Origin of the sequence: Phyllobacterium sp. YR531, assembly GCF_000282595.1 — a bacterium.
Taxonomy (GTDB): domain Bacteria; phylum Pseudomonadota; class Alphaproteobacteria; order Rhizobiales; family Rhizobiaceae; genus Phyllobacterium.
The window spans coordinates 175,097-186,333 of record NZ_AKIZ01000037.1; the positions used below are offsets into that span (position 1 = coordinate 175,097).

The 11,237-nt window shown below is 53.6% G+C and carries 14 protein-coding genes and 1 other RNA gene; 8 read left to right on the top strand and 7 right to left on the bottom strand.

The window, feature by feature from the left end:
* The first annotated feature begins 27 nt into the window (after positions 1–27).
* The 3 genes from rpmE (at position 28) to PMI41_RS20690 (ending at position 2,466) form a co-directional block, all read left to right on the top strand.
* Complete coding sequence (rpmE, locus tag PMI41_RS20680) at positions 28–249, top strand: 50S ribosomal protein L31 (protein WP_008128119.1); 222 nt, start codon at positions 28–30, stop codon at positions 247–249.
* Between the two features lie 83 nt (positions 250–332).
* On the top strand, positions 333–980 hold the full coding sequence (locus tag PMI41_RS20685) for an aspartate/glutamate racemase family protein (RefSeq protein ID WP_008128121.1): 648 nt from the start codon (positions 333–335) through the stop codon (positions 978–980).
* Between the two features lie 64 nt (positions 981–1,044).
* Positions 1,045–2,466: an APC family permease gene (locus tag PMI41_RS20690; protein ID WP_008128122.1), complete on the top strand. Its 1,422-nt coding sequence runs from the start codon at positions 1,045–1,047 to the stop codon at positions 2,464–2,466.
* Between the two features lie 63 nt (positions 2,467–2,529).
* Here the strand turns inward: PMI41_RS20690 and PMI41_RS20695 are convergent, their stop codons facing one another.
* The 7 genes from PMI41_RS20695 to ssrS form a co-directional block, all read right to left on the bottom strand.
* Entirely contained in the window at positions 2,530–3,279 is a 750-nt protein-coding gene (locus PMI41_RS20695) for a YebC/PmpR family DNA-binding transcriptional regulator (RefSeq protein WP_008128123.1), read from the bottom strand.
* A gap of 83 nt (positions 3,280–3,362) precedes the next feature.
* Positions 3,363–3,791 carry a DUF1284 domain-containing protein gene (locus tag PMI41_RS20700; protein ID WP_040856118.1) on the bottom strand — a complete coding sequence of 143 codons (429 nt, stop codon included), beginning with the start codon at positions 3,789–3,791 and terminating at the stop codon, positions 3,363–3,365.
* Positions 3,788–4,363: a biotin transporter BioY gene (locus PMI41_RS20705; RefSeq protein WP_008128126.1), complete on the bottom strand. Its 576-nt coding sequence runs from the start codon at positions 4,361–4,363 to the stop codon at positions 3,788–3,790. The genes PMI41_RS20700 and PMI41_RS20705 overlap by 4 nt, the downstream gene beginning before the upstream one ends.
* A 30-nt stretch (positions 4,364–4,393) precedes the next feature.
* Positions 4,394–5,131, bottom strand: coding sequence for a TerC family protein (locus PMI41_RS20710; RefSeq protein WP_008128127.1), 738 nt, complete (start codon positions 5,129–5,131; stop codon positions 4,394–4,396).
* Between the two features lie 244 nt (positions 5,132–5,375).
* Positions 5,376–6,200: a TIGR00282 family metallophosphoesterase gene (locus tag PMI41_RS20715; RefSeq protein ID WP_008128133.1), complete on the bottom strand. Its 825-nt coding sequence runs from the start codon at positions 6,198–6,200 to the stop codon at positions 5,376–5,378.
* 19 nt (positions 6,201–6,219) lie between these two features.
* Positions 6,220–6,825 carry a 5-formyltetrahydrofolate cyclo-ligase gene (locus PMI41_RS20720; RefSeq protein WP_040856121.1) on the bottom strand — a complete coding sequence of 202 codons (606 nt, stop codon included), beginning with the start codon at positions 6,823–6,825 and terminating at the stop codon, positions 6,220–6,222.
* 49 nt (positions 6,826–6,874) lie between these two features.
* A non-coding RNA gene (ssrS, locus tag PMI41_RS24815) (6S RNA) lies at positions 6,875–7,031 on the bottom strand.
* A gap of 141 nt (positions 7,032–7,172) precedes the next feature.
* Between ssrS and PMI41_RS20725 the strand changes: the two genes are divergently transcribed.
* From PMI41_RS20725 to PMI41_RS20745, 5 genes are all read left to right on the top strand, one after another.
* The gene (locus tag PMI41_RS20725) at positions 7,173–7,772 is read left to right on the top strand and encodes a DUF1993 domain-containing protein (protein ID WP_008128136.1); all 600 of its coding nucleotides are present in this window, start codon (positions 7,173–7,175) and stop codon (positions 7,770–7,772) included.
* Between the two features lie 16 nt (positions 7,773–7,788).
* Positions 7,789–8,238, top strand: a complete 450-nt coding sequence (locus PMI41_RS20730) for a GNAT family N-acetyltransferase (RefSeq protein WP_202949305.1) — start codon at positions 7,789–7,791, stop codon at positions 8,236–8,238.
* 110 nt (positions 8,239–8,348) lie between these two features.
* Positions 8,349–9,026, top strand: a complete 678-nt coding sequence (locus tag PMI41_RS20735) for an FCD domain-containing protein (RefSeq protein WP_008128138.1) — start codon at positions 8,349–8,351, stop codon at positions 9,024–9,026.
* Positions 9,023–10,318, top strand: coding sequence for an MFS transporter (locus PMI41_RS20740; protein WP_008128139.1), 1,296 nt, complete (start codon positions 9,023–9,025; stop codon positions 10,316–10,318). Before PMI41_RS20735 ends, PMI41_RS20740 begins: the two co-directional genes overlap by 4 nt.
* A 65-nt stretch (positions 10,319–10,383) precedes the next feature.
* Positions 10,384–11,235 (top strand): Ku protein, encoded by an 852-nt coding sequence (locus PMI41_RS20745; protein ID WP_008128140.1) that lies wholly within the window; start codon positions 10,384–10,386, stop codon positions 11,233–11,235.
* The last annotated feature ends 2 nt before the right edge of the window (positions 11,236–11,237 follow it).

Sequence of the window (11,237 nt, forward strand, 5' to 3'; positions counted from 1 at the left end):
TACGCCCTCCAGTTTAGGACAATACCGATGAAAGCCAACATTCATCCTGACTACCACAACATCAAAGTCGTCATGACCGATGGTACCGAATATGTCACACGTTCCACATGGGGCAAGGAAGGCGATACGATGAACCTCGATATCGATCCATCCACACATCCAGCATGGACAGGCGGCAATGCGCAGCTTTCCGATCGCGGTGGCCGCGTTACCAAGTTCAAGACACGCTTCGGCAATCTCGGCATATAATTCTATTTGCCACTATGGCATTACGAAACGGCCCTGTTCTACAGGGCCGTTTTTGTTTGTGGATTATTGCGCGGAGTTGAACCATGAGAATTGCCCTACTCCACACCGCAGAGAGTAACGTTGTCGGGTTTGAACAAGCCGGACGAACTTTGGGATTATCTGAAGGAACGCTTGTCCACGAGGTCCGCGCCGACCTTCTCCTTGCAGCTCGGGAGGCAGGAGGACTGACAGCATCGATTGCCAAGGACACTGCCTTGGCCCTGCGCGCGTTAACAAGCCACGCTGACGTCGTCGTATTGACGTGTTCCACCCTCGGCCCGTCGATCGACGAAGTCGGTGCCAAGAGCGTTCCAATCTTGCGTGTTGATGCAGCACTGGCCGAACATGCGGTTCGTGGTGGCGGCTTGGTTGTTGCACTTTGCGCTTTAGATACCACAGTCGAGCCAACGACGCGGCTTTTCGCGCAAACTGCAGCCAAGATTGGTGCACAGGTGGACGTCCGCCTGATTCCGGATATCTGGGATCTGCTTCTGGCGGGAAATCATGCTGCCTATTATGACGCAATCGCCAAGGCAGCAGATGCTGCTTATGACAAGGGAGCGAGCGTTGTAGCTCTGGCACAAGCCTCAATGTCTCCAGCAGCTGATCTGGTCATGAGGGGTCCAAGGCCTTTGGATTCACCAAGCTCGGGGCTGGCAGCAGCCATCGCCATTGCCCGAGCCGCTGTTTGACAAGCTGCTGTTTCGCCAATAGCTTTTCCCTAGCATATCAGCATGCATAGGGAGGGACCATGCAATGACGGACGTGACTTCCGGAGCCGGAAAAGCAACTGGCGCAACGATTGAACCAAGTCTGCATAGGGTAATGGGGCCGTGGCTCCTCCTTCTTTTCATTGTAGGCGATATTCTCGGCACAGGTATTTATGCTCTGACAGGACAGGTCGCGAAACAGGTTGGCGGCGTTGTGTGGCTACCATTCCTGATTGCCTTCGTTGTGGCCGTTGTTACAGCATTCAGCTATCTGGAGCTGGTGACCAAATATCCGAAAGCCGCTGGCGCAGCACTCTATACACACAAGGCCTTCGGCATCCATTTCATTACATTCATCGTTGCCTTCACCGTCATGTGCTCCGGCATAACCTCGGCATCGACAGCCTCCCGTGCATTTGCCGCCAACCTTTCAGGTGCATTCCAGCTCAATCTTGAGTCGGGCATAGGTATCTCCCTTGTAGCACTCGCTTTCATGGCACTTGTTGCCATCGTCAATTTCCGCGGTGTCGGCGAAAGCGTGAAGGCAAATGTCGTGCTTACGGTCGTGGAACTGACAGGCCTGCTCATTATTATCTTCATCGGATTGTGGGCCATCAGTGCCGGTCAGGGTGACGTATCACGCATCACGCAATTTGCGACCTCTCCAGATTCCAGCATTTTCTGGTCGGTCATGGCTGCCACGACGCTGGCATTTTTTGCCATGGTGGGCTTTGAGGATTCCGTGAACATGGCGGAGGAATGCAAAAACCCTTCGAATATCTTTCCGAAGGTGCTTTTGGCAGGTCTGTTCATCACCGGCATCATCTATGTGCTGGTTTCGATTTCCGCCATAACGCTCGTCTCGCCCGCAGACCTTGGTGAAGGCGAAACACCTTTGCTCAAGGTGGTGCAGGCTGGTGCCCCCAATTTCCCGCTATGGATATTCGGCTTCATTACAATGTTTGCGGTCGCCAACAGCGCTTTGATCAACATGCTCATGGCGAGCCGTCTTGTTTATGGCATGAGCCGCGAGCATGTATTGCCGCCCATATTCGGCAAGGTGCACGCGTCGCGTCGTACACCCTATCTTGCTATCGCCTTCACCACCCTGCTGGCTTTCGGCCTGATCATGTTTGTGGGTGAAGTTCCTGCGCTCGGGGGAACAACCGCGCTTTTGTTGCTGTTTGTTTTCACAATCGTCAACATTGCTGTGCTGATCCTGCGCCGTGAAAAGGTCGATCATGACCATTTCCGCACACCGACATTCCTTCCCGTTATCGGTGCTATCTCCTGCGCATTCTTCGCTGGCCCCTGGACTGGCCGCGATCCTGTTCAGTACAAGATCGCGGGGATTTTGATCGCTGTCGGCGTTGCTCTTTGGGTGGTTACCATTCTGGTAAACCGGGCGACCGGCGTTACTGAAAAGTCTGACCTGAGCACTTTGGGTGGCGACGGCCCGGTCAACTAAACGCATTAAAAAACCCTGCCCCGTGTTTACGGCGCAGGGTTTTGCTTTGCTTGCCTGTAAGGTTCAGGCGGCGCTCAATTTGGCCAGAACTTCGTCACTGACTTCAAAGTTTGCATAGACGTTCTGAACATCATCATCATCGTCAAGAGTTGCGATCAAACGCAGGACCGATTGTGCCTTTTCTTCATCGACTGGCGCAGTTGTCGCCGGTTTCCAGATAGGCTTGATGGATTCCGCTTCACCCAAAGCTGCTTCCAAAGCCTTTGAAACATCACCAATGTCTTCGAAGGCGCAAATGATGACATGGCCCTCTTCATCGCTTGCAACATCTTCAGCGCCTGCTTCGATAGCCGCCTCCATAACCTTGTCGGCATTGCCGACTTCAGTCTTGTAGGTGATCTCGCCAACCCGGTTGAACATGAATCCAACAGAACCTGTTTCACCAAGCGCTCCGCCAGCCTTGGTAAAAGCAGCGCGTACATTTGAAGCCGTGCGGTTACGGTTGTCGGTCAGCGCCTCGACGATGACAGCAACACCGCCCGGGCCATAGCCCTCGTAGCGCACTTCTTCATAGTTCTCGGCATCGCCACCAGCGGCCTTCTTGATGGCACGCTCAATATTGTCTTTCGGCATTGACTGCGCACGGGCGTTTTGGACAGCCAGACGCAGGCGCGGGTTCATCAAAGGGTCAGGCAGACCCTGCTTGGCAGCGACCGTGATTTCGCGCCCGAGCTTGGAAAAGATTTTTGACCGCACGGCGTCCTGGCGCCCTTTGCGGTGCATGATGTTCTTGAATTGTGAATGGCCTGCCATGGCACCCCTGCATGCTTGTCTGCGGTTTTGGAATGGTGGCCCTTATAAGTAAAAACGGTCCCGCCGTCCAGCACCACCGGAATTCATTCCGCCACGCGTAATTTCACGCCGGAATAAGCATTTGCCGATACTGCTGTACAAAGTTCAAACCATTCGCAGCCGGAACATGCCGTGCGCGTTATTCCATCAACGAAAGCCTGGCGGAAACTTTCAAGTGTCGGATATCCTATCGTCACCCGGTCACCAATCTGCAGTTTCTGGCCCAGCAGTTGCCCCACATCATGCAGAGCCTGTGCGTCCCGCTCCATAACACTGTCATTATGACAATGCGGGGCATCCGTTTCCAGAAGGGGCTGGCAAATCTCGTCCGGCCCCTCCCCGATCATGATTTCTTCACCCCGTACCAGTCTTTCGATGATCCTGTCATAATTGTCGGTGAAGGCCTGACTGTAGCCTTTACCGACATAAGTCAGCATGCAAAGCAGATGGTGCGGGCGAAGCCTTATCGTCAAAGCAACCGAATGCCCGAACGACGGATACCTTCGATCGTTGCTGCTGCCAGTGCAGATTTGAGCACACCACCAAGAATGAATGGCGCAACGCCGGAAGTCCAAGCGACTTCAGCCCCGAAAAGACCAGCCAGCCACAATCCGCCGACAGCAAGGCAAAGTGCGTTGCCGAGAAGCATGACGATAGTCGAAATGAACGGGTTGCGGGTGAATCCGCGTTCAGCCAGAAAACCAACCACCGCAGCAACAACAGGAAAGGCAAACATATAGCCTGCTGTCGGCCCTGCAAAAGCTAGCTGGCCCGGCATTCCCTCCGCAAGCACCGGCAAGCCGATGAACGACTGGAGCAGCCATGCGACTACAGTAATCCCACCCAGACGCCAGCCATAAAGTGCACCAACCATCGTGACGGCAAAGGTTTGCATCGTTACCGGTACTGGAACCATAGGTACGGATATCCATGAACTCACTGCCAGGAACATTGTACCGATAAGAACTGCCAGGGCCTGAAAGCCAAGAGAACGATCAGCAAGCTTCAAAGGTACGAAGGCTTGGGCAGGATTAGTCTGTGTCATTTCACATTTCCCCGAAAAGGTTGAGTATAGTTAGCGCTTACGGCGGCGCGCAAACATGTTGAGCGCCTCGACCAAAGCAGAAAAGCCCATCGCCGCATAGATATATCCCTTCGGCACATGGAAGCCAAATCCGTCAGCAATCAGTGTCATACCGATCATGAGCAGGAATCCTAGTGCCAGCATGACGATTGTCGGATTGTTGGCAATGAACTTCGACAAAGGCTCGGCAGCGAAAAGCATAACAGTAACAGCGGCGAGAACTGCGATGACCATAATAGCGATCTCATCAGTCATGCCCACTGCCGTGATGATCGAGTCCACAGAGAACACCAGATCAAGCAGCAATATCTGACCGATCGCCGCGCCCATGGTGAGTGTGACTTTCCGGCCGATGACATCATCCTTGGCGTCTTCATGGTCTACCGTATGATGGATTTCCTTGGTTGCTTTCCACACCAGAAACAAACCACCGGCGATGAGAATTATGTCGCGCCATGAGAAACCATGTCCGAAAGCCTCAAAAACTGGCTCGGTGAGCTGGACGATAATGGAAATGGTGAAAAGCAATGCCAAACGCAGAACAAGAGCGGCACCAATACCGAGACGGCGAGCGCGCGCCTGCTGCTCTTTCGGCAATTTGTTGGTGAGGATGGAGATGAAGATCAGATTATCGATCCCGAGCACGACCTCCATTATAACCAGCGTTACAAGCGCTATGAGACCGGCTGGTTGATAGATGAAATCAAAATGAGAAAGAAAGGTTTCCATGGGGTCGTATGTCCCTTGTTAAATGACCGGATGGGCAAACTTCATGTGTGACCTAATGGTCGCATTTAACATTTGCATCCTGTTTCGATCAAGCTGGCAGCAAATGTTAAAACGCATAAGATCACTAGCAAGTATATGTTTCCAGTGGCGTTTTCGAATTTGACATTTCATCAGAGCCAGCGCCCTGGGTGAGTTTCAAATACCAAATTCACTCCACTAGGAGTGTACGGAACCAAACGCCATCTTATTTCCAGAATGCAGGAATTGTTTCTTCAAGCCGCGGACCGATACGCAATGGCGCAATCTTTTCGGCCAGTCCTGTTCTGTCAGAAATCTCCACACCAACGCCGCATATCGTAGCTTTGCCACTCGCAGCCTCAAACCGGCCTTTAGGCACTTTGGAGAGGAACCGGTTGAGGGGTTCTTCCTTGTCCATGCCGAGCGACGAGTCATAGTCTCCGCACATGCCCGCATCGGACATATAGGCAGTACCGCCGTTCAGTATCTGGGCATCCGCTGTTGGTACATGGGTGTGGGTTCCAACCACAAAGCTGGCGCGACCATCGACGAAATGGCCGAAGCACTGCTTTTCACTGGTCGCTTCCGCGTGAAAGTCAAAGACCACCGCATCCGCCTGTTCTCCCAAGGGACAGGCCTTGAGTATCTCTTCAGCAATAGTGAAAGGATCATGCAGATCAGGGTGCATGAAAACGCGGCCCATGATGTTTGAGACGAGCACTCGCGCGCCATTCTTGGCAAGGAATACACCGGAGCCTTTGCCCGCTGTGCCAAGTGGGAAATTGGCCGGACGCAAAAACCCCTGCTCTCTATCGGCGAAAATCAATGCTTCCCGCTGGTCCCAGACATGATTTCCCGTAGTAACAACATCCGCGCCGGCATTGATCGTATCGTGGAATATTTCCTCGGTAATTCCGAAGCCACCGGCGGCATTTTCACCATTGACGATGGTGAAGTCGAGTTTCAGGTCAGAAATCAAACCGGGCAGTTGTTCATAAACTGCTGTCCGGCCGGAACGACCCACCATGTCACCAAGAAAAAGTAATCTCACGCAAGCATCCTGAATTTCGTTAATTGGCTTTATCGATACTGCCAAAGCTGTGCAACCCGCTTTCCGTTAGGATCGCTTCGAGCGGCACATCATGCGGCTCGTCAGGCACAATTTCTACCTTTTGGCAGTCAAAGGCTGTGCCGATCAGCCTCGGGTTGATGTCAAGATTTTGCAATCTCGCTATAGCCCTGTCGTAATAGCCTGCTCCGTAACCAATGCGATGGCCACGTTCGTCGAACGCCGCCAATGGCACCAGCATGAACGTGGGATCGACAACCGGCGCATCTTCGTGCGGACCTGAAGTGCCGAACCCTGTCTCTATCATGGGCATATCCTGCAGCAGCTCCCGGAAAACAATCGTCTGTTTGTCGATGATGACGGGCAGGCACAACCTTGCCCCCCTATCGCGCAATGCAAAAAGGAGCGGGCGCAAATCCACCTCTGAGCGTATCGGCCAGAAACCGGAGATGATTTCTCCCGGCGCAAATGAAATCGCCGAGATACCATGGCCGGCAATCTGCAGGGAAGCATTGCTGCGATAATCCGCGGGCAAAGCATCGCGCCGCGCCAGCGCTTCAAGACGCAGGGCTTTTTTCAGTTCTTTTATGGGGGATTGGGTTTGCAAGGCAATAATTTCATGAGGCGCTGGCAAGAGCCAGCTCGGGATGAAACAGTGGCGTCCACACAACCGATGGAGAAGTCGATCCCGGGAACCTACAAAGTAGGTGGGTGCCGTGTGAAGAAGCCCACGGGCCTCTCCAGGGACAGCTCCCTAAGGGATTATTAAGGCCCCGGGGAATATGTCTCTCCTGTCGTGAGGCGCAGAGCGCCAATCCGAATATAGGACGCCCGCACCAATAGCGCCAGTGGACCAAACACGATTTTCCATTCCTGACACAACATTGTCTGCAGCCATGTTGTTGACTGCGTCCAGTCGCTGTAGTTTCGAGCCTTGAGGGGGAGACTCACTATATGACGATAACAATGTACCAGGCATCCGTTCCGGTTTTCCAGCGCCTGCTTACCAACTGCATAGCTATTCTCAAGAAAGCGGAAGCCCATGCTGTTTCAAGCGGCAGCGACACGAGGCTGATGACAGAGGCAAAACTGGCCTCCGACATGTTCCCTTTGAGAGTGCAGATACAGATTCTCGCTGACGGAGCGCGCGGATGCGTAGCGCGGCTTGCGGGGCATGATTTGCCAGCACCCGATGCGCGGCAATTTGCTGTGTTCAATCGAGGCTATCATCAGGATTTTGCTGAATCACACCAAACCTTTGCATCCCTGATCGCTTATCTTCGTGACGCCATCGATTATCTGGATGCGATAACCCCAGCCAATGTCGATGGGAGTGAAAACACTCCGATTGAGGTGACCTGGCGCGAAAATACCCGTTATTTTCATGGGCTGCCTTTTCTTCGGGATTATGCACTTCCCAATTTCTACTTCCATTTGACAATCAGCTACGCAATCCTGCGTATTGCAGGCGTTCCTTTGGGAAAACAGGATTTCGAGGGTTCTCCCGCTTACTCCACCGGGCCAGCGGCTCCACACCAGACATGGCAGCATTAATATAAGGAATGCGTAGATTATGAGTGTTCATGTTCGCCCTTTGCGAAAATCTGATGAAGCCGAATGGCGGCGTCTATGGACGGGATATCTGGATTTCTATGAGACGAAGGTGTCCGAGGAAGTTTACCAGACTACCTTCGCACGGCTGAATTCGGGTGATACCCATGAATATAGCGGTCTTATAGCTGAGGTTGATGGCAAGCCGGTTGGCCTAACCCATTATCTATTTCACCGGCACAACTGGAGCATCGAGGATGTTTGCTACCTGCAAGACCTCTATGCGGACCCGGAAGTGCGCGGCAAAGGCATTGGCCGGGCTTTGATCGAAGCTGTGCATATCGAAGCAAAGAAGGCAGGTGCTCATTCAGTTTATTGGCTCACCAACCAGAGTAATGACACGGCTCGCCAGCTCTATGACCGGATTGCCAAGGTAACGCCGTTCATCAAATATGTGAAAGCTGTCTAAACTGATCTTTTCCACTTAGCTTTATACCTGATCCCCAAGTGCTTTGCCCCTTGACGCGTTCATGTGACAGGCTTATTAGTCAAGTCATCTGATGACTTGAGGATTTAACTGTGCAACCCGCCACACGAAGCAATCTTGCCGATAACGCTGTCGCCAATATCCGCGCGGAAATTACGGCAAACCGCTGGCAGGTCGGTGAGCGGATCCCGAACGAGGCAACACTGGCCGATATGCTGGGCGTCAGTCGCGGCACAGTTCGCGAGGCAGTACGCGTTCTCGTCGCTCAAGGCTTTCTGGACACACGCCAAGGGTCCGGCACTTATGTTCAGTCAACTACGAGTTCTGAAGACAGCCTGCTTCGCATTCGCCGCACAGGTCTGCGCGATCAGGTGGAAACCCGTTGTGCGCTGGAGGTTGAAGGAGCACGGTTGGCCGCCACTCGCTTCACTCCGGAGATCATAATCAACCTGCGCGACATTCTTGCGGATCGCGGCGAATATAACCCGGCCACCCATGATCGCTATATCGAGCGGGATTTGAAGTTCCACAAAGCTATCGTTGCGGCTTCCGGCAATCGCGCGCTCATTGAAGTTTACGACTTCTTTTCGATTTCCACCGGTGAGATCATCAAGGCGACTGTTACGGGAGAATTGCCCGAACCTGACATGGCGGCTCACGCCGCAATCATCGATGCCATCGAATCCGGCAACGCTGAAAAAGCGGAAGCCACCACGCGCGCTTTCATGGCCCCCATTCTTCTTGAACTTGATCGGCTTCTTGCATCATGAACCAGCATATTCCCAGCCAGAGCACCGCCTCCATTGAACAATTGATAGATGCGGAAATCGACTCCACTCCGACACCGAGGGCTCCGGTTTTTTCAAGCCGTGCCGTTGAAATCATCACCGGCCTTAGTCTTGTGCTCATCGCTTTCAACCTGCGCCCGGTCTTTTCAAGCGCTTCCGCTCTCCTGCCGGAAATCATCGCACAGACAGGGCTTTCATCGCTCGGCGCTGGTGTTCTCACAACTCTTCCTGTCGTGTGTCTGGGCGTGTTTGCCCCGATAGCGCCAAAGCTTGCTCAGCGCATCGGTGCGGAGCGCACATTGCTTGGCGTTCTGCTGTTGCTCGCGCTGGGGACGGCGTTGCGCGGCTTCTCTTCCCTACCCCTGCTTTTCCTTGGAACAGCGCTTGCCGGTGCCTGCATAGCTGTTGGAAATGTGCTGCTCCCCGGGTTGGTAAAGCGTGATTTTGCCAGCCGCACTGGCATGATGACAGGGCTTTACACAATGGCCCTGTGTGCTGGCGCGGCCAGCGCCGCTGGCTTCACGACACCCCTTCAGCATGCATTCGGCGGATCATGGTCACTGGCGCTAGGCGCTTGGGCAGTTCCCGCTCTGATCGTTGCTCTGATCTGGTTTCCCCATGCCTTCTTCCGGAAGGTCAGAACCAAACATGCCGGGTTCCGCGTTGAAGGTCTCTGGCGCGATCGCCTCGCCTGGCAGGTAACGTTCTTTATGGGCTTGCAGTCGTCTTTGGCTTACTGCGTGTTCGGGTGGCTTTCCCCTATCTTACGCGATCGCGGGCTTGACGGTGTTACAGCTGGCGTTGTGGTGTCTGTTTCCGTGATGGCGCAGGTCGTGACCTGTCTGGGTGTGCCTTCTATCGCCGTACGTTGCAAAGACCAGCGGCTGGTAAGTGTCACGCTTGTCGCCTTTGCCATAATCGGCTTGCTGGGAATGCTTTTCGCACCATTGGCTGGCGTTTGGTATTGGGCAATCATTCAAGGCATAGGCCAAGGCGGATTGATTGCCTTGGCGATGACGATCATCGTCCTGCGCTCACCGGATTCGCATGTTGCATCCCACCTGTCCGGCATGGCGCAATGCATTGGATACATGCTTGCCGCTGTCGGTCCGCTGCTTGTTGGTCTCATCCATAATCTGACCGAAAGCTACAGCGCGACAGCGATACTTTTTGTCCTGCTCGGATTGGCAACGGCCTTTTTCGGCTGGGGCGCAGGACGTCCTTTACATGTTGGCGCGCGTACCGTGGATGTTTCCGCCAAACGCCCTCAGTAAAAAAATCGCTTGGAACAAAAGCTTCTTAACGGCATTCTTCCCAATGGCGTGTAGGGAGTTGAGCGTTGGCACCGAGAGCGAACTGGAAAGGCTATTTGAAAGTTGGCGAGCTGACGTGCCCGGTCGCACTCTACACCGCGGCTTCAACGTCTGATCGGATCGCTTTCCACACACTTAATCGCGTAACTGGCAATCGCGTCCACCGTCAGTTTATTGACAGCGACAACGGCAAGCCCGTCGAGCGCGAAGATCAGGTAAAGGGTTACGAAGTCGGCGATAACGACTACATTGTGCTTGAGCAGGAAGAAGTTGCTGCCGCTGTGCCGGATAGCGATAAGACGCTATCCATTGAAGCCTTCGTCGGCGTCGATGACCTTGATGACGTCTATTTCGACAAACCCTATTATCTCGCTCCGAGCGACAAGAACGGCGATGAAGCCTTTGCTCTTATCCGGGAAGGCCTGAAAGCAAATAAAGTAGCGGCGCTCGCTCAGACTGTAATTTTCCGCCGTGCCCGGACACTTCTCATTCGCGCTGAAGATCAGGGGCTGGTCGCGACCACACTTAATTTCGATTACGAAGTGAAATCCGCCAAAGAAGCTTTCAGCGATGTCCCGGAAATGAAAATCAAAGGCGAGATGCTCGATCTCGCCAAGCATATTATCGAGACGAAAAAAGGCTCTTTCGATCCGTCAAAATACGAGGATCGTTATGAGGCTGCCCTTGCGGAATTGGTCAAGGCCAAGCTTGAGGGTAAAAAGATCCCTGCCAGAAAGTCGGTCAAATCCGACAAGGTGGTCGACCTTATGGAAGCCTTGCGCGAAAGCGCCAAGGCTCTGGGTGGCAAGAAACCGGAAACTGGCAAAAAGACCAAAGCCAAAACCAAGGCGGAACCGGCACGACGGAAAGCGAGCTGATC